This is a genomic window from Pseudomonas putida (assembly GCF_028682455.1).
In the GTDB taxonomy this organism is placed as follows: domain Bacteria; phylum Pseudomonadota; class Gammaproteobacteria; order Pseudomonadales; family Pseudomonadaceae; genus Aquipseudomonas; species Aquipseudomonas putida_AA.
Genome location: NZ_JANHLD010000005.1, coordinates 289,622 through 312,794, shown reverse-complemented (window position 1 = coordinate 312,794; position 23,173 = coordinate 289,622). Strand labels below are relative to the sequence as shown.

Sequence of the window (23,173 nt, the reverse complement as noted above, 5' to 3'; positions counted from 1 at the left end):
AGGATCACCATGTACCGTTTCTTCGAACAGTTGGGGGCCCGGATCGCGGCCCCGTTTGTCAGCCAGGCGCAGCACCCGGATCGGGTCTGGCTGTGCCAGTGCGGTCAGTCGGTGTTCTTTCGCAACAGCCAGTGCCTGGCTTGCCAGTCGGCGCTGGGCTATTGGCCGCCGAGCAATCGGGTCGCAAGCTTGTGGCCGGGGGCGGTCGAAGGCAACTGGATGCTGGATGGCGAGCCGGAACTCGGTCCGCTGCGACGTTGCGCCAACCTCGATACCCCGGCGGCCTGCAACTGGCTGCTGGCGGCCGATGAGGCGCACAGCTTGTGCCTGGCCTGTCGCTTGAACCGGACCATCCCCGACCTCTCGATCGCCGAAAACCACCTGCGCTGGCGCAAGCTGGAAACTGCCAAGCGCCGCCTTACCGCGCAGCTGTTGCACCTGGGGCTGCCCATTGAACCCAAGACCGCCGATGACGGTCCCGGCCTTGCCTTCGACTTTATCGGCATCGACCTCGAGGGCAATGCCCCCATCACCGGCCATGCCAATGGCCTGATCACCCTGGATGTACGTGAGGCCGATGACGACTGGCGCGAGCGGGTGAGGGTGCAACTGCATGAGCCCTACCGAACCTTGCTCGGCCATCTGCGCCACGAAGTAGGGCATTACTACTGGGATCGGCTGATCGCCAACAGTGGATGGCTCGACGGCTTTCGCCAGCTGTTCGGTGACGAGCGAGACAGCTACAGCGAAGCGCTTGAGCGACACTACCAGCACGGCGCACCGAGCGATTGGGCGCAGGCCCACGTAAGCGCCTATGCCACTATGCACCCTTGGGAGGACTGGGCCGAAACCTGGGCGCACTACCTGCACATGACCGATGCAGTGGATACCGCCCTGGCCCTGGGGATGAACGCCAGGAGCCTGGAGCTGGACTATCCGCCCTACCAGGCGCAAGACCTGTATCAGCCCGACGTCCCAGGGGCCAAGGACTTTCTCGCCTTCGTCAACGCCTGGGTCGAGCTCTCGGCCATGCTCAACGAGCTGTCGCGCAGCATGGGGCAGGTGGATTTCTACCCGTTCGTGTTGTCGTCGGCGGTGGTGGCGAAATTGCACTTCATCCACTTGTGCGTCACCGAGAATCCGCCAAGTCATTGAGTGGCGATGATTTTTTATCAACTAAAGGTTGTATCTTGGCGACAGGCCGGTACAATGGCGCGGCTCGTCGCCAGATGAGCATGCGTTATGGTGGCCCCATCGGTCCCCCCGCAACGATCAGCCGTGAACCCGGTCAGGCCTGGAAGGGAGCAGCCGCAGCGGTGACATTGTGTGCCGGGGTGTGGCTGGTGGGGCCGCCACCTATCTCGCCCACGGGCACTTCGCTTCATCCTTCCTTATTATTCAGATTACTGCCCGCCATGGTTGCCGTGCGGCCTCGTCGTGCCTGTTCAACGGCAGCGCCTGCAGCGGGTTGCGTCAAATCGACCTCAGTCACTCCCGACACCTGCTTTGCGAACGCCCGCCAGCGATAGTCAGGGTGCAATTTTGCCCCCGCTCCGCTACGATTAGCGGTCTTCAGCTTGCCAGTCGCGACGGTTTTCGATGAGTTATCAGGTTCTTGCACGTAAATGGCGTCCGCGCTCGTTCCGCGAAATGGTCGGCCAGACCCATGTGCTCAAGGCCTTGATCAATGCGCTGGACAATCAGCGCCTGCACCATGCCTACCTGTTCACCGGTACCCGCGGCGTGGGCAAGACCACCATTGCGCGGATCATTGCCAAGTGCCTGAACTGCGAAACCGGGATCACCTCCACTCCGTGCGGCACGTGTTCGGTATGCCGGGAGATCGATGAGGGGCGCTTCGTCGACCTGATCGAGATCGACGCTGCCAGCCGTACCAAAGTCGAGGACACCCGCGAACTGCTCGACAACGTGCAGTACGCCCCCAGTCGTGGGCGCTTCAAGGTCTACCTGATCGACGAAGTGCACATGCTCTCCAGTCACTCGTTCAATGCCCTGTTGAAAACCCTGGAAGAGCCACCGCCCTACGTCAAGTTCATCCTGGCGACCACCGACCCGCAGAAGCTGCCGGCGACCATTCTGTCGCGCTGCCTGCAGTTCTCCCTCAAGAACATGACCCCGGAACGGGTGGTCGAGCACTTGAGCCATGTGCTGGGTGCCGAAAACGTCCCGTTCGAAGACGACGCCCTGTGGCTGCTCGGTCGTGCGGCCGATGGCTCCATGCGCGATGCCATGAGCCTGACCGACCAGGCCATTGCCTTCGGTGAGGGCAAGGTGCTGGCCGCCGATGTACGAGCGATGCTGGGCACCCTCGATCACGGCCAGGTCTATGGCGTGTTGCAGGCGTTGCTCGAGGGTGACGCCCGTGCGCTCCTCGAAGCTGTCAGGCATCTGGCAGAGCAGGGGCCGGACTGGAATGGCGTGCTGGCCGAGATGCTCAATGTGCTGCACCGCGTGGCCATTGCCCAGGCGTTGCCCGAGGCGGTCGACAACGGCCAGGGTGACCGGGATCGCGTGTTGGCCCTGGCCCAGTCGCTGCCGGCAGAAGACGTACAGTTCTACTACCAGATGGGCCTGATCGGTCGTCGCGACCTGCCGCTGGCGCCGGATCCGCGCGGTGGTTTCGAGATGGTGCTGCTGCGCATGCTGGCGTTCCGGCCGGCCGATACCGATGACGCACCGAAACCGGTACTAAAGCCGGTGGGGATCAGCCAGGCCACAGCTGATTCTGCAAGGACGGTGGCAGCGGCCCCTGTGGCTGCGCCTGCCGTGGTCGCTGCGCCGGTTGTCGAGCCCGAGCCGGTTGTCCCGCAGCCAGTGCCCGTCGCCGAGCCCGCACCCGAACCTGCGCCGGCCGAGGTCCAGGCACAAGCACCTGAGCCTGTGGTCGACCTGCCCTGGAACGACCCGGTGCCGACGCAACCCGTTGCCGAACCTGAGCGCGAGCCCGAGCCTGTTGTCGAAACGCCGCAACCTGCACCGGTTGCAGCTGCTGTTCAGCAGGACGCGCCACCGCTCGACGAAGGTATCGGCTATAGCCCTGCAGGCATGGACCGCGACGACGAGCCGCCGCTTGACGAAGACTATTACGAACCGGAAATGGATCCGGCCAGCTACAGTTATCTGGATGAGCTGGCGATCGAGCATGTACACGAGGCCGCTCCGGTCGTGGCCCCTGAGCCCCTGCCAGCGGCCCAGCCGGCCACCGGCCTGGCGCTGCAATGGCTGGAATTATTCCCACAGTTGCCGATCTCCGGGATGACCGGCAGTATCGCCGCCAACTGTACGTTGATTGCCGCGGATGGCGATGACTGGCTGCTGCACCTGGACCCGGCCCATAGCGCCCTGTTCAACAGCACTCAGCAGCGGCGGTTGAACGAGGCCCTGAACCAGCATTTCGGGCGCACGCTCAAGCTGTCCATCGAGCTGATTCGCCCCGAGCAGGAAACCCCGGCCCAGGCAGCGTCGCGCAAGCGTGCCGAGCGCCAGGGCGAGGCGGAGGCATCGATCCAGGCCGATCCGCTCATCCAGCAGATGATTCAGCAGTTTGGCGCCATGGTTCGACACGATACCATTGAGCCTGTAGACGCCCAGGTAGCCCAGGGCGAATAGCCGAATAACTCAAGCAGCCCGGGCCAGGCCCGCGCCGCACCCCGTAACTCTTATTTGAGGTGATCCCCATGATGAAAGGTGGCATGGCCGGCCTGATGAAGCAGGCCCAGCAGATGCAGGAAAAAATGGCCAAGATGCAGGAAGAGCTGGCCAACGCCGAAGTGACTGGCCAATCGGGCGCAGGCCTGGTCAGCGTGGTGATGACCGGTCGTCATGACGTCAAGCGCATCAGCCTGGACGACAGCCTGATGCAGGAAGACAAGGAAGTGCTCGAAGACCTGATCGCCGCCGCCGTCAACGACGCCGTGCGCAAGGTCGAGCAGAACAGCCAGGAGAAAATGGGCGGCATGACGGCTGGCATGCAACTGCCACCGGGTTTCAAAATGCCGTTCTGAGGCACACCCTGTAATACCCACGGTGGGAGCACAGCTGTGAAGCTGTCGCTCCCATCGTCGTTTTTCTCGCGCTTCATTGAATATTCAGGCTAATTGACCATGAGCTTCAGCCCCTTGATTCGCCAACTGATCGATGCCTTGCGCACCTTGCCCGGGGTTGGTCAGAAAACCGCCCAGCGCATGGCTCTGCAGTTGCTAGAGCGCGACCGCAGTGGCGGCCTGCGCCTGGCCCAGGCCCTGAGCCAGGCTATGGAAGGTGTTGGGCACTGCCGTCAGTGCCGGACCCTGACCGAACAGGAATTGTGCCCCCAGTGCGCCGACACGCGCCGCGACGACACGCTGCTGTGCGTGGTCGAAGGGCCGATGGATGTGTATGCGGTCGAACAGACCGGCTATCGCGGTCGCTACTTTGTGCTCAAGGGGCACCTGTCACCGCTCGATGGTCTTGGGCCAGAGGCGATTGGCATTCCGCAGTTGATGGCGCGCATCGAAGAGCAGGGCAGTTTCACCGAAGTGATCCTGGCTACCAATCCAACGGTGGAGGGTGAAGCGACTGCCCACTACATCGCCCAGTTGCTGGCCGACAAGGGGCTGGTTGCCTCGCGCATTGCCCACGGGGTGCCGTTGGGCGGCGAGCTGGAGCTGGTTGATGGCGGGACCCTGGCGCATTCCTTTGCCGGGCGTAAGCCGATCTCGCTGTGAGTGCAATCGCGGGGCAAGCCCGCTCCTGTAGGAGCGGGCTTGCCCCGCGACTGGTTTACCGCTCGCTAAGCGAAAACGCGGTCAGGCAGAACGTCGACACCCCAGCATCATTCAGCCGCTTCGATCCGTCCAGTTCCGGCAGGTCGATGATCGCGGCCGCCTCGAATACCTCGGCGCCCATCCGTCGTACCAGATTGGTCGCAGCCAGCAAGGTACCACCGGTGGCGATCAGGTCATCGAACACCAGCACCGAGTCACCCTCGCACAGGCTGTCGGCGTGCACTTCGAGGAAGGCTTCACCGTACTCGGTCTGGTAGCCCTCGGCGATCACGTCGGCCGGCAGTTTGCCCTGCTTGCGAAACAGAATGAGCGGCTTGTTCAATTGGTGGGCGATGATCGAGCCGATCAGGAAGCCGCGGGCGTCCATGGCGCCGATGTGGCTGAATTCGGCCTCGACATAACGCTCGATGAAGGCGTCGGCCACATGGCGCAGGCCCCGTGGCGACTGGAACAGCGGGGTGATGTCGCGAAAGATCACGCCAGGTTTAGGGAAGTCCGGTACCGGGCGGATCAAGGCTTTGAGGTCGAAGGGTTCGCTGTGCATGGGGCGGGTATCCTGAAAAACGAATGCCCGCCAGTATACCCTTTATCCTGCGGACTCAGCTGTCCAGCGAGCCACCGGCCAGCGCGCACAGCTGGATCGGATCGAGGATATGGATTTCCTTGCCTTCGGCAGAAATCAGGCCGTTCTGCTGGAAGCGGGTGAACACCCGGGACACCGTTTCCACGGCCAGGCCCAGGTAGTTGCCGATCTCGTTGCGCGACATGCTCAGGCGGAACTGATTGGCCGAGTAGCCACGGGCGCGGAAACGTGCGGAGAGGTTGACCAGGAAGGTGGCGATGCGCTCGTCTGCGGTTTTCTTCGACAACAGCAGCATCATCTGCTGGTCGTCACGAATCTCGCGACTCATCACCCGCATCAATTGACGACGCAGTTGAGGCAACTGTACCGAGAGTTCATCGAGGCGTTCGAACGGGATCTCGCAGACCGAAGTGGTTTCCTGGGCCTGTGCCGATACCGGGTAGGCCTCGGTGTCCATGCCGGACAGGCCGACCAGCTCGCTGGGCAGGTGGAAGCCGGTGATCTGCTCTTCGCCGCTGTCGCTCAAGCTGAAGGTTTTCAGGGCGCCGGAGCGCACCGCATAAACTGAGCCGAAGTTGTCACCCTGGCGGAACAGAAATTCGCCTTTCTTCAGCGGTCGCCCGCGTTTGACGATTTCATCCAGTGCATCCATATCTTCCATGTTCAACGACAATGGCAGGCATAGAGGCGCCAGGCTGCAATCCTTGCAATGGGCCTGGTTGTGAGGGCGCAGTTTAACTGGCTCGGACATTTCTTCATTCCTTGTGGGAAAGCACACATAAGCCGTAAGGGTAACTCAGGCCATGGGGTTTCGGCCAGTCTGTGCCGGGTAAGGCGTGCTGGCGCAGGTGCGGCTTATCGTCCGACCTTATTAAACATAGTGTGCTTTACAAGGAATTCTGTAAATCAGATCACCCGTGAGAACCGCTGTTGACTGTGCATGCCCAGGTAGGCGTCGAATGCCATGCACACCGAGCGCACCAGCAGCCGCCCGGCCGGCAGCACCTCGATGCCCTTGGCGCTGAGGTTGATCAGACCGTCCTTGTGCATGGCCTGGAGTGCGGGCCACTCATCCTTGAAGTAGCCACGAAAGTCGACGGTGAAAGCCTGTTCGATGGTGTCGAAATCCAATTCGAAATGGCAGATCAATTGCTGGATCACGGCACGGCGCAAGCGGTCGTCCGCTGTGCACACCAGGCCGCGGCTGGTAGCCAGCTGGGCGCTGAGCAGCGAGTTCTGGTACGTGTTCAGGTCGCTGCTGTTCTGGCAGTAGAGGTCGCCAATCTGGCTGATGGCTGAAACGCCCAGGCCGATCAGGTCGCAGTGACCGTGGGTGGTGTAGCCCTGGAAGTTGCGCTGCAGTGTCGACTCTTCCTGGGCAATGGCCAGTTCGTCATCGGGCAGGGCGAAGTGATCCATGCCGATGTAGCGGTAGCCGGCGCCAGTCAGTTGCTCGATGGTCCGTTGCAGCATTTCCAGCTTGGCGGCCGGTGCGGGCAGGTCGTTGCTGTCGATGCGCCGTTGGGGCATGAAGCGTTCCGGCAGGTGCGCATAGTTGAACACCGACAGGCGATCGGGCTGCAGCTTGATGACTTCATCCACGGTGCGGGCGAAGCCTTCAGGGGTCTGCTTGGGCAGGCCGTAGATCAAATCGAGGTTGATCGAGCGAAACTGCAGGGTGCGCGCCGCTTCAATGATCGCGCGAGTCTGCTCCAGGCTTTGCAGGCGGTTGATCGCCCGTTGCACGACCGGGTCGAGATCCTGCACGCCCAGGCTGACCCGATTGAACCCCAGCTCGCGCAGCAGGCCCATGGTCGACCAGTCGGCCTCGCGGGGGTCGATTTCGATGCCGTAGTCGCCGGAGTCGTCATCCAGCAGGTTGAAGTGCTGGCGCAGGTACGCCATCAGGCGGCGCAGCTCGACGTGGCTGAGGAAGGTCGGCGTACCGCCACCGAAATGCAGTTGCTCGACGGTCTGCTTGGGGTCCAGGTGGCAGGCGATCAGCTGGATCTCCTGCTCCAGGCGCTGAAGGTAAGGCAGGGCGCGGCCCCGGTCCTTGGTGATGACCTTGTTGCAGGCGCAGTAGTAGCAGATGTTGGCGCAGAACGGCACGTGCACGTACAGCGACAGCGGGCGCACCGCGCGACGGCTGTCACGCAGGGCGTGCAGGAGGTCGAATGAGCCGACTTCGCTGTGCAGTTGCACGGCGGTTGGGTATGAGGTGTAGCGTGGACCTGCCAGGTCGTAACGACGGATCAGGTCAGAGTCCCAACGAAGTGCGTCGAGCATGTGGGCAGTCCCCGGATAAAGCAGCTAGTGTCCGGAGTCTAGGGAGCTGGGCGGCATGGCGTGTTGATTTGCATCAACGCCGCTTTAGTGGCCCATCAGCCAGTGTTGGTGCGGCCCTGGCAGGGTCCAGATGCCGAAGAGGATCACCAGCACCCCACCGGCAACTCGAACGCCACGTTTGCGTAGCAGCGCGCTGGTACGCTCGGCGGCAAGCCCTGTGGCCAGCAACACCGGCCAGGTACCCAGGCCGAAGGCCAGCATCAACAAGGCGCTGTCGACCGCGTTGCCCTGGCTCGCCGCCCACAGCAAGGTGCTATAGACCAGGCCGCAGGGCAGCCAGCCCCACAGAGCGCCCAGCAACAGGGCGCGGGGCAGGCTGGAGATCGGCAACAGGCGGTTGGCCACTGGCTGGATGTGCCGCCACAGGCCGCGTCCCAGGGCTTCGATGCGGGTCAGGCCGCTCCACCAGCCGGCAAGGTACAGGCCCATGCAGAACAACAACAGGGCCGCGACCACGCGCATGCCCAGGGCCACCGGGCTGTTGGCCACGGCCCAGCCAGCGAGGCCCAGCAGCAGGCCGGCCAGGGCATAGCTGAAGATGCGTCCGAGGTTATAGGCCAGCAGCAGGCGAAAGCGTCGGCTGCGCTGTTCCTTGGGGATGGCCAGGGTCAGGGCGCCCATCAGGCCGCCGCACATGCCCAGGCAGTGGCCACCGCCGAGCAGGCCGAGGATCAGCGCCGAGCTGAGCAGGGGCAGCAGTTCAAGCACGGGGTGGGGCGCCGTCGTCGGGTTTCTTGCCGTCGGCTTCGTCCATGGCGGCGGTGTGCTGGGGGTCCTGGTCGTCGAACAGGATGCTGTGGGCCGGGCCGTCGAGGTCGTCGTACTGGCCGCTGTCCACCGCCCAGAAGAAGATGTACACGGCGATGGCGACGATCAGCAGCGCGGCGGGAATCATGACGTAGAGCGCGGGCATGGTGACTCCTGATCAGGCCGTGGCGGGGTGTGAGGTGCTGGCTGGCGCACCGGTGGCGACCGGGCCGCTGAGCCGGGTCAGGCGCAGGGCATTGAGCACCACGATCAGCGAACTGACCGACATGCCGATCGCTGCCCAGACTGGAGTGATCCAGCCCAGGGCGGCGAAGGGCAACATCAGGCCATTATACAGCCCGGCCCAGAGCAGGTTCTCGATAATGATCCGCCGCGTGCGACGGGCCAGGCTGAAGGCCTGGACCAGCGCGTCGAGGCGGTTGGACAGCAGCACCGCGTCGGCGCTGGTCTTGGCCAGGTCGGTCGCCGAGCCCATGGCGATGCTGATGTCGGCGGCGGCCAGCACCGGCACATCGTTGACTCCGTCGCCCAGCATCAGCACCTTTCGGCCCTGTTGCTGCAAGGCCTTGAGCTTTTCCAGCTTGTCATCCGGGCGCAGGCCACCGATGGCCTCGTCGATCGACAGCTCCGCGGCCACGCTCTGCACCATCGGCGAGCTGTCGCCGGAGAGCAGCAGGGTGCGCCAGCCGCGCGCGCGGCAGGCGGCGAGCAGGTCGGCGGCGTCGCCGCGCAGGCGGTCATCGAGCACCAGCCAGGCCAGTGGCTCCCTCGTATCACCGAGCAGCAGCCACTGGCCGGGCTCCTCGGGCATGGCGGGCGCAACAGCACCACTCAGGGCGCAGACATAGCCCGGCTCGCCAATACGCAGGCGCTGACCTTGCACCAACCCTTCAAGGCCCAGGCCAGGCTCGGCGTGCACTTCTTCGGCCGGCACGCTGGCGCGACCGAAGGCGCGGGCAATCGGGTGTTCGGAACGATTTTCCAGGGCGGCGGCAAGCATCAGGCACTGGTCGGCATCGTGCTCGCCCAGCGGGCGGATGCTGCGCAAGGTCAGGCGCCCCTCGGTGAGGGTGCCGGTCTTGTCGAAAATCACCGTGTCGATCTGGTTCAGCCCCTCCAGCACATGGCCGCGGGTCAGCAGCAGGCCGAGCTTGTGCAAGGTGCCGGTGGCTGCGGTCAATGCCGTCGGGGTGGCCAGTGAAAGCGCGCAAGGGCAGGTGGCGACCAGCATGGCCAGCACGATCCAGAACGCCCGCGAGGGGTCCAGTTGCCACCAGAGCAGGCCGATGCCAGCAGCGGCGACCAGGGAAAACAGCAAGAACCACTGCGAGGCACGGTCGGCGATCTCGGCCAGGCGCGGCTTTTCCGACTGGGCCCGTTCCAGCAGGCGGACGATGGCCGACAGGCGAGTGTCCTGGCCCAGGGCCTGCACTTCGACAGTCAACGCACTTTCGACGTTCAGGGTCCCGGCGGTGACCGCATCGCCGGCGCGTCGTGGCTGTGGCAGGTATTCGCCGGTCAGCAGCGATTCATCGACACTGGACTGGCCGCTGACAATGCGCCCGTCGGCCGGTACCACGTGACCCGGTTGAATCAATACGCAGTCGCCCACCTGCAGCTCGCGCAGCAGGATGCGCTCGCTCTGGCCCGCCGCGCCCAGGCGCAGGCAGGAGGCCGGCAAGAGGTTGACCAGTTGCGCGGTGGCGGCGGCAGTACGCTCGCGGGCGCGGCGCTCCAGGTAGCGACCGGCCAGCAGGAACAGGGCGAACATGCCGACCGCGTCGAAATACAGCTCGCCGCTGCCGGTGATGGCGGTCCAGATGCCCGCGCCGTAGGCCAGGCCGATGGCCAGCGACACCGAGACATCCATGGTCAGGTGACGGGTACGCAAATCACGGGCGGCGCCACGGAAGAACGGCGCACAGCTGTAGAACACGATAGGTGTGGTGAGGAACAGCGCGACCCAGCGCAGGATGGTGTGCAACTCGGGGCTCAGGTCGATGTTGAATTCCGGCCAGGTGGCCATGGTTGCCATCATGGCCTGGAACCACAGCAGGCCGGCGACGCCCAGTTGGCGCAGGGCAGTGCGGTTCTCGTTGGCCAGTTGTTCGGCGGCGCGGTCGGCCTGGTAGGGGTGGGCGGCGTAGCCGATGTGGCGCAGTTCGGCGAGTAGCTTGGACAGTGGCAGCTGGCTATCGGCCCAGTTGACCTGCAGGCGGTGGTTGGACAGGTTGAGGCGTGCTTCGGCAACGCCAGGCAGATTGCGCAGGTGCTTTTCGATCAACCAGCCGCAGGCAGCGCAGCTGATGCCTTCGATCAGCAGGGTGGTTTCAGCCAGTTCGCCACTGTGACGCACGAAGGGTTTTTGCACATCGGCACGATCATACAGGGCCAGTTCATCGACCAGTTGCTGGGGCAATGCCTCGGGGTTGGCGCTGGCTTCGCTGCGGTGCTGGTAATAGCTTTCCAGGTTGCCGGCGACAATCGCCTCGGCCACGGCCTGGCAACCGGGGCAGCAGAACAGCCGAGGCTGGCCGAGTACCACGGCGGTGAAGTGGCTGCCGGCAGGAACGGGCAGGGCGCAGTGGTAGCAAGGCGTGGGCGAGGTCATGTTGGTCTATCGCAAGTTCTTGTAGTGGCCTCATCGCTGGCAAGCCAGCTCCCACAGGGCAAGCGCGGCTTGCCAGCGATGAGGGCGCCTCAGTTTTCGTGGTGTTCAGCCCCTTGTAAGGCTTCATCGCCAAGCTGGAGGGTCACCCCGTGCGCCACTTTCTCTTCCTCGAACAAGCGCCATACCTGTTGGTTCTCGCTGCCCAGCAGCTCGACAAAGCGACGACCGTCGACCTGGTCGGTCAACTGGCCCAGGTAGCGTCCCGCCTCGCTTTCGCTGCGCGCCAGGATCACCCGGCGGTCTCTCTCCGGCTGGGTCGGTGAGATCAGGTTCAGTTCCAGGGTTTGAGGCTGGCTGTTGCCGGTCAGGCGCAGATCCACTTCGCCGGTCAGCTCGTCCAGGTGAATACTGGCCTTCAGGCCCAGGGTCTGGGCCAGCAGTTCACGTTCCAGCGAGCGGTTGATGCCTTTGCCGGCCTCGTAGTAGTTGTCGTTGACCAGGTTGTCGGGGTTGTTCACCGCAATGGTGACCATGGTCAGGCTCAAGGTCACCGAGGTGGCCAGCACCCCGATGATGATCCACGGCCAGAGGTGCTTGTACCAGGGGCTTGCGGCTGTTGCAGGAGGCATAGGTTCAATCTCTTATCGAATTTGGGGGCCGATGAAGCGGCTCTTGGCTTCAACCTGGGTGGCGCTGTCGTCGGCGTCCTTGAGGATGAAGGTCACTTCGTTGGTGCTCGATGGCAGTTTTTCCGGGGCCATCGACAGTTGTACCGGCAGGCTGACGATATCGCCGGCCGCTACGCGGATTTCCCGCGCGCCTTCCAGCTTGAGGTCCGGCAGGCCGGCGGCGTCGAGTACGTAGACGTGGTCGCGCTGGTCCTTGTTCATTACTTTGAGGCTGTAGACGTTCTCGATCCGGCCCTGGGCGTTCTCGCGGTACAGGACCCGGTCCTTGCTGACGTCAAAGCCCACCAGCGATCGCATGACGAAGGCGCTGCAGAGCAGGGCGATCATGGCCAGCAGCACCACCGCATAGCCGATCAGGCGAGGGCGCAGCATGTGGGTTTTCTGGCCCGAGAGGTTGTGCTCGGTGGTGTAGCTGATCAGGCCTTTGGGGTAGTTCATCTTGTCCATGATGGTGTCGCAGGCATCGATGCAGGCGGCGCAGCCGATGCATTCGATCTGCAGGCCATCGCGGATGTCGATGCCGGTCGGGCATACCTGGACGCACATGGTGCAGTCGATGCAATCGCCCAGGCCCTTGGCCTTGTAGTCGAGGTCTTTCTTGCGCGGACCACGGGTCTCGCCGCGACGCGGATCGTAGGAGACGATCAGGGTGTCCTTGTCGAACATCACGCTCTGGAAGCGCGCGTACGGGCACATGTACACGCACACCTGCTCGCGCAGCCACCCGGCGTTGCCATAGGTGGCCAGGGTGAAGAAGCCGACCCAGAAGTACGCCCAGCCATCGGCCTGGCCTGTGAAGAATTCGACGACCAGCTCGCGGATGGGGGAGAAATAGCCGACGAAGGTCATGCCGGTGACGAAGCCGATCAGCAGCCAAAGGCTGTGCTTGGCCAGCTTGCGCAGGAACTTGTTGCCGCTCATTGGCGCCTTGTCGAGCTTCATGCGCTGGTTGCGATCACCCTCGGTAATCTTTTCGCACCACATGAAAATCCACGTCCAGACGCTCTGCGGGCAGGTATAGCCGCACCACACGCGCCCGGCGAATACCGTGATGAAGAACAGGCCGAAGGCGGCGACGATCAACAGGCCCGAGAGCAGGATGAAATCCTGGGGCCAGATGGTGGCGCCGAAGATGTAGAACTTGCGCTCCGGCAGGTTCCACCAGACTGCCTGGTGATCACCCCAGTTCAGCCAGACCGTTCCGAAGTACAGCAGGAACAGGAAGGCGCCGCCGACCATGCGCAGGTTACGAAACAGGCCGGTGAATGCCCGGGTGTAGATTTTTTCCCGGGAGGCGTAGAGGTCGACGCTGTCCTTGTCTTTGTTGGCAGGCGGGGTGACGTCATGTACTGGAATCTGCTTGCTCATCATTGAGTCCCACGGCAGTGGAATAATGCCGCGATCAGTGCGTGCCGACCGCAGTCAGAAGTTAATGCTGCTCTGCGGCGAATGATACGCCTGTAGTGGCCCCATGGGGCACGCGTGCGGCGTTTAGTCGCGTTGGGTTTGCCAGGTGATTAGTGTAGTGGGCGTGTCAATTGATCTGGGTCACGTAGGAGCGGGCTTGCCCCGCGATAGCGGTGTATCAGCCAGTTCGCTATCGCGGGGCAAGCCCGCTCCTGCCGAGGCAAAAAAAAGCCCCGCCAGTCTGCACTGACGGGGCTTTTTTTTGCCTGGCGAATTACTTCGCGTCGGCGGTTTTTTCAGGCTGGTGCGACAGGCTGTAGACGTAGGCCGCCAGCAGGTGGACCTTGTCGTTACCCTGGATCGCTTCCTGGGCAGGCATCTGGCCCTGACGGCCGTAACGGATGGTCTGCTGCAGTTGGGCGAAGCTCGAACCGTAGATGAACGCCTGCGGGTGAGTCAGGTTCGGAGCGCCCATGGCAGGGGTGCCCTTGCCTTCAGGACCGTGGCAGGCCACGCAGTTGGCGGCGAAGATCTTCTGGCCATTGGCAGGATCGGCCTTCGCGCCCTCTGGCAGCTTGCGGCCGTCGAGGTTGGTCAGCACATAGGCGGCAACGTCGGCGACGCCTTGCTCGCCAATCACTTCGGACCAGGCTGGCATGACACCATGACGACCGCCCATGATGGTGGCCTTGATGGTTTCAGGCTCGCCGCCCCAGCGCCAGTCGTTGTCGGTCAGGTTGGGGAAGCCATAGGAACCCTTGGCGTCGGAACCGTGGCAGACCGAGCAGTTGGAGGCGAACAGGCGGCCACCCATTTTCAGGGCTTGTGGATCCTTGGCCACTTCTTCGATGGGCATCGAAGCGAACTTGGCGAAGATCGGCCCGAACTTGGCGTCCGCGCGGGCCATTTCCTTCTCCCACTCGTGAACGCCGGTCCAGCCGCCCTGGCCGTTGGCGAACTCGGTTTTCTTCTCGTTATCCAGGTACTGGTAGCCCGGCAGGATGCCTTTCCAGTTACCCAGGCCCGGGTACAGCACCAGGTAGCCGAGTGCAAAAACGATGGTGCCGACAAATAGCCAGAACCACCATTTTGGCAGTGGGTTGTCGTATTCCTCGATGCCGTCGTAGGCATGGCCCACGGTTTCTTCGGTGGTTTCGCTGCGCTGGCCCTTGCTGGTGGACAGCAGTAGCCAGGTCAGGGCGAAGATGGTGCCCAGACTCAGAACAGTGACGTACAGACTCCAGAAGAAAGTCATTCGTTGTTACTCCTAGACGCTTTCGCTTGCGCTTGCTCGATGTGCTTGCTGGCTTCGGGATCATCCGCGAAGGGCAGCATGGTCGCTTCGTCGAACTCAGACTTGCGTCGAGAACTGAATACCCACAACGCCAGGCCAACAAAGGCCACCATCACAACGACGGTGCCCAGGCCACGAATCATCCCGATATCCATCAATGTCACCGTTTGCTTTTGATGATGGTGCCCAGGCCTTGCAGGTAGGCAACCAGGGCGTCCATTTCAGTCTTGCCCTTGACCGCGTCGCGGGCACCGGCGATGTCTGCGTCGGTGTACGGCGTGCCGAGGGTGCGCAGGACTTCCATCTTCTTGACCGTGTCCTTGCCGTCGAGCCTGTTTTCTACCAGCCATGGATAGGCCGGCATCTTCGACTCGGGCACCACGTTGCGCGGGTTGTACAGGTGGGCACGGTGCCAGTCGTCGGAGTAACGACCGCCGACGCGGGCGAGGTCCGGACCGGTACGCTTGGAACCCCACAGGAACGGGTGGTCCCAGACGCTTTCACCGGCGACCGAGTAGTGGCCGTAGCGCTCGGTTTCGGCACGGAACGGACGGATCATCTGCGAGTGGCACTGTACGCAGCCTTCGCGGATGTAGATGTCGCGGCCTTCGAGTTCCAGCGCGGTTCGTGGCTTCATGCCCTCGACCGGTTTGTTGGTGACGTCCTGGAAAAACAGCGGGACGATCTGGGTCAGGCCGCCGATGCTCACGGCGATGACCATGAAGAAGGCCAGCAGGCCGATATTCTTCTCGACTACTTCATGCTTCATCAGTGAGCTCCAACTACAGCGATCTGAGCGGCGGCTTCAGCTTCGGCCGGCTTCGAGGCGCGTACGGTACGGAAGACGTTGTACGCCATCAGCAGCATGCCGGAGGCGAAGAACGCACCGCCCAGGGCACGGACGATAAAGCCAGGGTGGCTGGCCTGCAGGGCTTCGACGAAGGAGTAGGTGAGGGTACCGTCGTCGTTGATTGCACGCCACATCAGGCCCTGGGTGATGCCGTTGACCCACATCGAGGAGATGTAGAGCACGGTACCGATGGTCGCCAGCCAGAAGTGCGCGTTGATCAGGCCGATGCTGTGCATCTGCTCGCGGCCATAGACTTTCGGAATCATGTGGTACAGGGCGCCGATCGAGATCATCGCAACCCAGCCCAGGGCGCCGGCGTGTACGTGGCCAACGGTCCAGTCGGTGTAGTGCGACAGCGAGTTGACGGTCTTGATCGCCATCATCGGGCCTTCGAAGGTCGACATGCCGTAGAACGCCAGCGATACCACCAAAAAGCGCAGGATCGGGTCGGTGCGCAGCTTATGCCAGGCGCCCGACAGGGTCATCATGCCGTTGATCATGCCGCCCCAGCTCGGCGCCAGAAGGATGATCGACATCGCCATGCCCAGCGACTGTGCCCAGTCTGGCAGGGCGGTGTAGTGCAGGTGGTGCGGGCCGGCCCAGATGTACAGGGTGATCAGTGCCCAGAAGTGCACGATCGACAGGCGATAGGAGTAGATAGGACGCTCGGCCTGTTTCGGCACGAAGTAGTACATCATCCCCAGGAAGCCGGTGGTCAGGAAGAAGCCCACGGCGTTGTGGCCGTACCACCACTGGATCATTGCGTCGGTCGCGCCCGAGTAGGCCGAGTACGACTTGAAGAAGCTGACCGGCAACGAGGCGTGGTTGACGATGTGCAGCATCGCGGTCACGACGATGAAGGCACCGTAGAACCAGTTGCCCACATAGATGTGCTTGGTCTTGCGCTTGACGATGGTACCGAAGAACACCACGCCGTAGGTCACCCAGACAATGGCCAGCAAAATGGCGATCGGCCATTCCAGCTCGGCGTATTCCTTGGTGGTGGTGTAACCCAGCGGCAGGGTAATGAGCGCACCGACGATCACCGCTTGCCAGCCCCAGAAGGTGAAGGCGGCGAGGCTGTCGGAGATCAGTCGCGTCTGGCAGGTTCGCTGCACGACATAATAGGAAGTGGCAAACAGTGCACAGCCACCGAAGGCGAAAATCACCAGGTTGGTGTGCAGTGGGCGCAGGCGGCCAAAGCTCGTCCATGGCAGGTCCAGGTTGAGCTGGGGCCATACCAGTTGCGAGGCGATGAAAACGCCAAGCCCCATGCCAAGGATCCCCCAGACCACCGTCATGATGGCGAACTGGCGGACGACCTTATAGTTATAAGCAGTCGGACTGATTGCTGTGCTCATTCTAAGGTTCCACGGTTTGGGTGTTTTTGTAGGTTAAAAAATCGGCGCAAGTATGTATAAACCGTGTGGTTATTGCAACGCGATGGCTCCCGCGCCGACCTTTGCCAAAGCCCGATCTACCGCTGTTTCGAGCGTTGTTGGCGGACGAAGTGTACACAATTATATGTTTGATATGTGTACCGTTATTTACATTTTCTTGTCCAATCGGTCAGGCTTGTTGTGACCATTTTCATTTGCCCAGATACGGGTACGATCAGGTCGAGCCGGTCCCATCTACCTTTGCACGCATTCTTCAACAGGCACGACCGCCCGTGGGGTTCATCGGTCCTTCGGTTGTGGTCGCTGTGGCAACAAGCTTAGTTGCGTTCAAGGCGGGTGCAAGGCGTGGTGGCGGGGGAGGTGCGACACTTGGTCGCAAGGGGGAAGGGAACCGCCGCATCCGGGTGGAGGCGGCGGTTCGAGTCAAGGCTCAGTTAGGCTTTGATTTCACTTGGCAGAGAGTGGTTCGCCCTGGCTCGGTTCATCCTGGGACAGGCTGTAGACATAGGCGGCCAGCAGGTGGACCTTGTCGTTGCCCTGGATCTCTTGCTGGGCAGGCATCTGGCCCTGGCGGCCGTATCGGATGGTCTGCTGCAGCTGGGCAAAGCTCGAACCGTAGATGAACGCTTGCGGGTGGGTCAGGTCCGGTGCGCCCATGGCGGGGGTGCCTTTGCCTTCAGGGCCGTGGCAGGCCACGCAGTTGGCGGCGAACAGCTTCTGGCCATTGGCGATGTCGGCCTTGGTGCCTTCAGGCATCTTGCGACCGTCGAGGTTGGTCAGCACGAAGCCGGCAACATCGGCTACGCCTTGCTCGCCGATCACCTCGGCCCAGGCCGGCATCACGCCGTGGCGACCGGACATGATCGACTGCTTGATGGTGTCCGGCTCGCCGCCCCAACGCCAGTCCTTGTCAGTGAGGTTGGGGAAGCCGTAGGCGCCCTTGGCGTCGGAACCGTGGCATACCGCGCAGTTGGAGGCGAACAGGCGGCCACCCATTTTCAGCGCCTGGGGATCCTTGGCCACTTCTTCCACCGGCATGGCGGCGAACTTGGCGAAGATCGGTCCGAACTTGGCGTCGGCCTTGTCCATTTCCTTCTGCCATTCGTTGACCTGGGTCCAGCCGTTCTCATAGCCAGGCAGGATGCCTTTCCAGTTGCCCAGGCCCGGGTAGAGGATCAAGTAACCGACCCCGAATGCCAAGGTGCCCACGAACAGCCAGAACCACCACTTGGGCAGCGGGTTGTCGTACTCCTCGATGCCGTCGAAGCTGTGGCCCATGGTCTGGTCGCTGGTACCGGGCTTCTCGCCCTTGCGCGTTGCCAGCAGCAGCCAGGTCAGGCCGATCAGGCTACCGATGGTCAGTACGCTGATGTACGTACTCCAGAAGGTGGTCATTGCCCGTTACTCCTCGATTCGGGTTCGTTGGCAGGTGCCAGGCGGTCGTCGGCAAACGGCAGCAGGCTGGCTTCGGCAAATTCCCGGTCGCGCCGACCGTTGAACACCCAGAGCGACAGGCCGATGAAGGCGATGGCCACCAGCAGGGTGCCCAGGCCGCGCAGTTGACCAATATCCAGTGTCAAGTCCATGGCCCTTACCTCTTGTTCTTGATCGCGGTGCCCAGCACCTGCAGATAGGCAACCAGCGCGTCCATTTCGGATTTGCCCTTGAGCGATTCAACCGCGCCGCTGATGTCGGCATCGGTGTACGGCACGCCCAGGGTGCGCAGGGTGCGCAGCTTGGTCTCGGTGTGGCTGTTGTCGACCTGGCTCGACACCAGCCACGGGTAGGCCGGCATCTTCGACTCGGGCACCACGTTGCGCGGGTTGTACAGGTGGGCACGGTGCCAGTCGTCGGAGTAGCGACCGCCGACCCGGGCCAGGTCCGGACCGGTACGCTTGGAACCCCACAGGAACGGGTGGTCCCAGACGCTTTCACCGGCGACCGAGTAGTGACCGTAGCGCTCGGTTTCGGCACGGAACGGACGGATCATCTGCGAGTGGCACTGCACGCAGCCTTCGCGGATGTAGATGTCGCGGCCTTCGAGCTGCAGCGCGGTGTAGGGCTTCATGCCCTCGACCGGCTTGTTGGTGACGTCCTGGAAAAACAGCGGGACGATCTGGGTCAGGCCACCGATGCTCACGGCGAATACCATCAACAGCACCAGCAGGAAGACGTTCTTCTCGATTACTTCGTGTTTCATCTCGGTCTCCTCAGGCCAGCTGCGCAGCGGCAGGGGCGGTCGCGGCCACCGGAGCACGCACGGTGCGCCAGGTGTTCCAGGCCATCAGTAACATGCCGGTCAGGAAGATCGCCCCGCCGACGAAGCGCACGATGAAGCCAGGGTGGCTGGCCACCAGGGTTTCGACGAAGGAGTAGGTCAGGGTGCCGTCGGCGTTGACTGCACGCCACATCAGGCCCTGGGCGATGCCGTTGACCCACATCGAGGCGATGTAGAGCACGGTGCCGATGGTGGCCAGCCAGAAGTGCGCGTTGATCAGGCCGATGCTGTGCATCTGCTCGCGACCGAAGACTTTCGGGATCATGTGGTACAGGGCGCCGATCGAGATCATTGCAACCCAGCCCAGGGCACCGGCGTGTACATGGCCGATGGTCCAGTCGGTGTAGTGCGACAGGGCGTTGACGGTCTTGATCGCCATCATCGGGCCTTCGAAGGTCGACATGCCGTAGAACGCCAGCGACACCACCAAAAAGCGCAGGATCGGGTCGCTGCGCAGCTTATGCCAGGCACCGGAGAGGGTCATCATGCCGTTGATCATGCCGCCCCAGCTTGGCGCCAGGAGAATCAGCGACATGATCATGCCCAGCGACTGGGCCCAGTCTGGCAGGGCGGTGTAATGCAGGTGGTGAGGACCTGCCCAGATGTAAAGGGTGATCAGCGCCCAGAAGTGCACGATCGACAGGCGATAGGAATACACCGGACGCTCGGCCTGCTTGGGCACGAAGTAGTACATCATCCCCAGGAAGCCTGCGGTCAGGAAGAAGCCCACGGCGTTGTGGCCGTACCACCACTGCACCATGGCGTCGGTGGCGCCGCTGTACAGCGAGTAGGACTTGGTCAGGCTGACCGGCAGCTCCAGGTTGTTGACGATGTGCAGGATGGCCACGGTGATGATGAATGCACCGAAGAACCAGTTACCCACATAGATGTGCTTGGTGGTGCGCTTCATCAGGGTGCCGAAGAACACCACGGCGTAGGCGACCCAGACAATGGTGATCAGGATGTCGATCGGCCATTCCAGTTCGGCGTATTCCTTGGAGCTGGTATAACCCAGCGGCAGCGTGATCGCCGCCAGCACGATTACCAGTTGCCATGACCAGAAGGTGAAGGCGGCAAGGCGTGGAGAGAACAGGGTGGTCTGGCAGGTGCGCTGGACCGAGTAGTAGGAAGCGGCAAACAGTGCGCAGCCCCCGAAGGCGAAAATCACCGCGTTGGTGTGCAACGGACGCAGGCGTCCGAAGCTGGTCCAGGGGAGGTCGAAGTTGAGCGAAGGCCAGACAAGTTGCGCGGCGAGGAAAACGCCGAGCCCCATCCCGACGATTCCCCACACCACCGTCATAATGGCGAATTGGCGGACCACCTTGTAGTTGTAGGCGGTACTGCTGGTTGTGTTCATGTATGGGTTCCCATCCACGGTTATAGGCAGACTAAACAGCGAGGCAAGCATGAGTAATGGGCAACTGGCCGGTATTGACGGGGATCAATGGGCGCATCTGGTCGAAAACCACGGCTGGCGCTGGAATGCCCCGCAAAATCAGGGAGATGGCCAGCCTGATCGGTGCCTGATCCTGGCGCATGGCGCAGGGGCACCGATGGACAGCGGGTTCATGGACGACATCGCGCAAAGGCTGGCGGCACAAGGGCTGGGAGTACTGCGCTTCGAGTTCCCGTACATGGCGCAACGGCGGCTCGATGGTGGCAAAAGGCCTCCGAATCCGCAGGCCAAATTGCTCGAGTGCTGGCGGGAGGTGTATGCGCAGGTGCGACCTTTGGTCACTGGGACGCTGGCCATTGGCGGCAAGTCCATGGGCGGTCGTATGGCCAGCTTGTTGGCAGATGAACTGGGCGCCGATGCGCTGGTGTGCCTGGGGTACCCGTTCTATGCGGCGGGCAAGCCGGAAAAACCGCGGGTAGCGCACATGGCGCAATTGAAGACGCCGACGCTGATTGTTCAGGGCGAGCGCGATGCCCTGGGGAACCGGCAGGCGGTGGAGGGGTATGCGTTATCGCCGGCGATCGAGGTGTGCTGGCTGCAGGCGGGGGATCATGACCTCAAGCCGTTGAAGGCGTCGGGGTTCAGTCACGCAGATCATCTGGCGACGACGGCGCAGAGAGTGGCAGCGTTCTTGCCTTGAGGGGAGAAGTGGGAGCAACTGTCTTGATCAGTCAATTCGGTGGGAGCGGGCCTGCCCCGCGACGAGGCCAGTACAGCCTAAGGCCGCTTCGCGCCCGATCGGGGGCAAGGCCCGCTCCCACTCGCTCAGGGATAATCGCTTACCCGCGGTATTCGCAAAGGTAGGCGGTATCCACGGCCACCTTGAGCTGGAACTTGCTGTTGGCTGGCACGTTGAACTGGCTGCCGGCGCTGAAGGTTTCCCAGTTGTCGCTGTCAGGCAGCTTGACGGTCAGGGCGCCAGACACCACGTGCATGATTTCACGTTGTGCGGTGCCGAATTCGTACTCGCCGGGCGCCATCACGCCTACAGTGGCCGGGCCTTCGGCAGTGCCGAAAGCGATCGACTTGACCGTGCCATCAAAGTACTCGTTGACCTTAAACATGGGCGACTCCTGAAAAGGGGCTGAAAAGGCTGGCCAGTATGCCCAAGGCTCCCGGCGCCGTCATCCGCTTTCAGAGGCCACCTGGCGGCAAGGTCAACGGCAGCAGGCGCGCCGTGTTGCGGGCGTCTTCCAGGGCCCGGTGCTGTTGACCGCTGAACTGCAACCCGGCCAGTTGCAATGCACCATTGAGGCCCAGTGGCCGTTGCAGGTGCCGGGCCTTGGCAAAGCGCTGCTTGAGGTTGATGTGGGGCACCGTGGCCAGCAGGCTCTGGACATTGTGCAACTGCCATTCCTGCAGCAATTGAAGGCGGTCGTAATCGCCCCAGCTGACCCAGCCTTCCAGCTGTGCCCGGTGGTGGCCGATCCAGCGTTCGAATTGCCCCCACACCTCGCTGAAGGCGGCTGCCGTGTCGACATTGGCCTGGCTGATGTGGGTCAGTTCGCGGCAGAAGGGGGTCAGTTGCGGGCGGCGCCGCGGTTTGATGAAACGCTGGAAATGATCCACTTCGCGACCCTGGCGGTTGACCAGCGTCGCTCCGATTTCAATGACTTCCATATCCGTGACTGGCCAACCGCCGTCGTCCGTGGTTGCTTCCAGGTCAATCACCAGCCAATGGCCCATAGTAGGCTCCCTTGCAAGACTCGCTAGAGCGTAGCCAAAGTCGGGCCTGCGGGGTATCCCCTGGCGTAATGCCGCTTGCTGGCCTTTTGGCACAATCCGCTGTTGTACCGCGCGCCGAAAACGCCTAGCTTAGGTTCAATTCGGCTCAAACCCGCAAGAGTGTGTTGCTTTGACTCCAACGCCCATGGCGCAGGCCAGATCCTTGCTGTTCATGTTCACCACCCTGTGGATGGTGATACCGGCCCAGGCGCGCGAGGAAATCGAAGTCAAAATCGGCGCGGCGCATTTTCCTCCTTATACCGTGCGGCCAGAGAAGGGTGCCGACACCGGACTGCTGCCGCAGTTGGTCGATGCCTTGAACGCGGCCCAAGAGCATTATCGGTTCGTCCTGGTGCCCACCTCGATCCCGCGCCGCTTTGGCGATTTCAAGCAGGGTCGCACCGACATGGCCATCTTCGAGAACCCGGAGTGGGACTGGCAAGACATCCCGCACGAGGCGGTGGACATGGGGCTGGAAGACGCCGAGGTGTATGTCGCCCAGTACCTGCCGGAGCGCGACGAGCGCTATTTTGACGACCTCGCCGGCAAGCGCCTGGCCCTGTACAACGGCTATCACTACGCTTTCGCCGATTTCAAATCCGACCCCAAGTACCTGGTCGAGCACTTCAAGGTGACCTTGACCTACTCCCACGACAGCAACCTGTTGATGGTCGAGCGCGGTCGGGCGGACATCGCCCTGGTGACTCGCTCCTACCTCAGTGATTTCCAGGCCCGCAATCCGCAAAGCGCCAGGACCCTGCGTGCTTCGGAGCGCGTCGATCAGGTCTATCACCACTATGCATTGCTGCGACCCGGTGCCCCGATCAGTGGCGAGGAGTTCGCCCGGCTGTTGCAGCTGTTGCGTGACCAGGGCGAACTGCTGCGGATCTTCCAGCCTTATCGGATCACCGTCAGCCAGCCCCGGGCAGACTGAACCCGGGCTCCTGCAATGGTCTCTGGCCGGGGCGTGAGCTGG

24 protein-coding genes and 1 other RNA gene are annotated in these 23,173 nt (G+C 62.6%); 7 read left to right on the top strand and 18 right to left on the bottom strand.

The features are described from left to right. Window positions 1–9 precede the first annotated feature (9 nt). From NPS58_RS28410 to recR, 5 genes are all read left to right on the top strand, one after another. Window positions 10–1,155 carry a zinc-binding metallopeptidase family protein gene (locus NPS58_RS28410; protein WP_274118510.1) on the top strand — a complete coding sequence of 382 codons (1,146 nt, stop codon included), beginning with the start codon at window positions 10–12 and terminating at the stop codon, window positions 1,153–1,155. Window positions 1,156–1,252: 97 nt separating this feature from the next. Further along, window positions 1,253–1,349, top strand: an RNA gene (gene ffs, locus NPS58_RS28405) — signal recognition particle sRNA small type. A 250-nt stretch (window positions 1,350–1,599) separates the two neighbouring features. Beyond that, a complete protein-coding gene (gene dnaX / locus NPS58_RS28400) occupies window positions 1,600–3,630 on the top strand; it encodes a DNA polymerase III subunit gamma/tau (RefSeq protein WP_274118509.1) in 2,031 nt (676 codons plus the stop codon). A 68-nt stretch (window positions 3,631–3,698) separates the two neighbouring features. Continuing rightward, window positions 3,699–4,025 (top strand): YbaB/EbfC family nucleoid-associated protein, encoded by a 327-nt coding sequence (locus NPS58_RS28395; protein ID WP_028945400.1) that lies wholly within the window; start codon window positions 3,699–3,701, stop codon window positions 4,023–4,025. 99 nt (window positions 4,026–4,124) lie between these two features. Beyond that, entirely contained in the window at window positions 4,125–4,727 is a 603-nt protein-coding gene (recR, locus tag NPS58_RS28390; RefSeq protein WP_274118508.1) for a recombination mediator RecR, read from the top strand. Window positions 4,728–4,782: 55 nt separating this feature from the next. On the opposite strand, the gene NPS58_RS28385 is transcribed toward recR, so the two are convergent. The 16 genes from NPS58_RS28385 to ccoN (NPS58_RS28310) all read right to left on the bottom strand — a co-directional run bounded on the left by NPS58_RS28385 (window position 4,783) and on the right by ccoN (NPS58_RS28310) (window position 20,373). Continuing rightward, window positions 4,783–5,331 carry an adenine phosphoribosyltransferase gene (locus NPS58_RS28385; RefSeq protein WP_274118507.1) on the bottom strand — a complete coding sequence of 183 codons (549 nt, stop codon included), beginning with the start codon at window positions 5,329–5,331 and terminating at the stop codon, window positions 4,783–4,785. Window positions 5,332–5,386: 55 nt separating this feature from the next. Next, window positions 5,387–6,121: a Crp/Fnr family transcriptional regulator FnrA gene (gene fnrA / locus NPS58_RS28380; protein WP_274118506.1), complete on the bottom strand. Its 735-nt coding sequence runs from the start codon at window positions 6,119–6,121 to the stop codon at window positions 5,387–5,389. Between the two features lie 155 nt (window positions 6,122–6,276). Further along, window positions 6,277–7,659 (bottom strand): oxygen-independent coproporphyrinogen III oxidase, encoded by a 1,383-nt coding sequence (gene hemN, locus NPS58_RS28375; protein ID WP_274118505.1) that lies wholly within the window; start codon window positions 7,657–7,659, stop codon window positions 6,277–6,279. Window positions 7,660–7,743: 84 nt separating this feature from the next. Then, on the bottom strand, window positions 7,744–8,427 hold the full coding sequence (locus NPS58_RS28370) for a sulfite exporter TauE/SafE family protein (protein ID WP_274118504.1): 684 nt from the start codon (window positions 8,425–8,427) through the stop codon (window positions 7,744–7,746). Further along, window positions 8,420–8,632, bottom strand: a complete 213-nt coding sequence (ccoS, locus tag NPS58_RS28365; RefSeq protein ID WP_028945394.1) for a cbb3-type cytochrome oxidase assembly protein CcoS — start codon at window positions 8,630–8,632, stop codon at window positions 8,420–8,422. The genes NPS58_RS28370 and ccoS overlap by 8 nt, the downstream gene beginning before the upstream one ends. Window positions 8,633–8,644: 12 nt before the next feature. Next, window positions 8,645–11,098 (bottom strand): heavy metal translocating P-type ATPase, encoded by a 2,454-nt coding sequence (locus NPS58_RS28360; RefSeq protein WP_274118503.1) that lies wholly within the window; start codon window positions 11,096–11,098, stop codon window positions 8,645–8,647. An 89-nt stretch (window positions 11,099–11,187) separates the two neighbouring features. Continuing rightward, a complete protein-coding gene (locus NPS58_RS28355; protein ID WP_274118502.1) occupies window positions 11,188–11,727 on the bottom strand; it encodes a FixH family protein in 540 nt (179 codons plus the stop codon). Window positions 11,728–11,739: 12 nt separating this feature from the next. Continuing rightward, the gene (gene ccoG / locus NPS58_RS28350; RefSeq protein ID WP_274118501.1) at window positions 11,740–13,155 is read right to left on the bottom strand and encodes a cytochrome c oxidase accessory protein CcoG; all 1,416 of its coding nucleotides are present in this window, start codon (window positions 13,153–13,155) and stop codon (window positions 11,740–11,742) included. A 313-nt stretch (window positions 13,156–13,468) separates the two neighbouring features. Then, window positions 13,469–14,449 (bottom strand): cytochrome-c oxidase, cbb3-type subunit III, encoded by a 981-nt coding sequence (gene ccoP / locus NPS58_RS28345; RefSeq protein ID WP_274118500.1) that lies wholly within the window; start codon window positions 14,447–14,449, stop codon window positions 13,469–13,471. Then, window positions 14,446–14,643 (bottom strand): cbb3-type cytochrome oxidase subunit 3, encoded by a 198-nt coding sequence (locus NPS58_RS28340; RefSeq protein ID WP_274118499.1) that lies wholly within the window; start codon window positions 14,641–14,643, stop codon window positions 14,446–14,448. The genes ccoP (NPS58_RS28345) and NPS58_RS28340 overlap by 4 nt, the downstream gene beginning before the upstream one ends. Before the next feature lie 5 nt (window positions 14,644–14,648). Beyond that, window positions 14,649–15,257, bottom strand: a complete 609-nt coding sequence (ccoO, locus tag NPS58_RS28335) for a cytochrome-c oxidase, cbb3-type subunit II (RefSeq protein WP_274118498.1) — start codon at window positions 15,255–15,257, stop codon at window positions 14,649–14,651. Then, window positions 15,257–16,699, bottom strand: a complete 1,443-nt coding sequence (gene ccoN / locus NPS58_RS28330) for a cytochrome-c oxidase, cbb3-type subunit I (RefSeq protein ID WP_274118497.1) — start codon at window positions 16,697–16,699, stop codon at window positions 15,257–15,259. Before ccoN (NPS58_RS28330) ends, ccoO (NPS58_RS28335) begins: the two co-directional genes overlap by 1 nt. Window positions 16,700–17,185: 486 nt before the next feature. Beyond that, a complete protein-coding gene (gene ccoP / locus NPS58_RS28325) occupies window positions 17,186–18,133 on the bottom strand; it encodes a cytochrome-c oxidase, cbb3-type subunit III (protein WP_274118496.1) in 948 nt (315 codons plus the stop codon). Continuing rightward, window positions 18,130–18,324 carry a cbb3-type cytochrome oxidase subunit 3 gene (locus NPS58_RS28320; protein WP_274118495.1) on the bottom strand — a complete coding sequence of 65 codons (195 nt, stop codon included), beginning with the start codon at window positions 18,322–18,324 and terminating at the stop codon, window positions 18,130–18,132. The genes ccoP (NPS58_RS28325) and NPS58_RS28320 overlap by 4 nt, the downstream gene beginning before the upstream one ends. A 5-nt stretch (window positions 18,325–18,329) precedes the next feature. Then, window positions 18,330–18,938 (bottom strand): cytochrome-c oxidase, cbb3-type subunit II, encoded by a 609-nt coding sequence (ccoO, locus tag NPS58_RS28315; RefSeq protein WP_274118494.1) that lies wholly within the window; start codon window positions 18,936–18,938, stop codon window positions 18,330–18,332. Window positions 18,939–18,948: 10 nt separating this feature from the next. Continuing rightward, entirely contained in the window at window positions 18,949–20,373 is a 1,425-nt protein-coding gene (gene ccoN, locus NPS58_RS28310) for a cytochrome-c oxidase, cbb3-type subunit I (RefSeq protein ID WP_274118493.1), read from the bottom strand. A gap of 49 nt (window positions 20,374–20,422) precedes the next feature. Here ccoN (NPS58_RS28310) and NPS58_RS28305 point away from each other — a divergent pair, with 49 nt between their 5' ends. Beyond that, window positions 20,423–21,112, top strand: coding sequence for an alpha/beta family hydrolase (locus NPS58_RS28305; protein WP_274118492.1), 690 nt, complete (start codon window positions 20,423–20,425; stop codon window positions 21,110–21,112). A gap of 139 nt (window positions 21,113–21,251) precedes the next feature. Here the strand turns inward: NPS58_RS28305 and NPS58_RS28300 are convergent, their stop codons facing one another. Beyond that, a complete protein-coding gene (locus NPS58_RS28300; RefSeq protein WP_010225980.1) occupies window positions 21,252–21,536 on the bottom strand; it encodes a pyrimidine/purine nucleoside phosphorylase in 285 nt (94 codons plus the stop codon). A gap of 70 nt (window positions 21,537–21,606) precedes the next feature. Further along, a complete protein-coding gene (locus NPS58_RS28295; RefSeq protein WP_274118491.1) occupies window positions 21,607–22,158 on the bottom strand; it encodes an exonuclease domain-containing protein in 552 nt (183 codons plus the stop codon). A gap of 169 nt (window positions 22,159–22,327) precedes the next feature. Between NPS58_RS28295 and NPS58_RS28290 the strand changes: the two genes are divergently transcribed. After that, entirely contained in the window at window positions 22,328–23,131 is an 804-nt protein-coding gene (locus tag NPS58_RS28290) for a substrate-binding periplasmic protein (protein ID WP_274118490.1), read from the top strand. The last annotated feature ends 42 nt before the right edge of the window (window positions 23,132–23,173 follow it).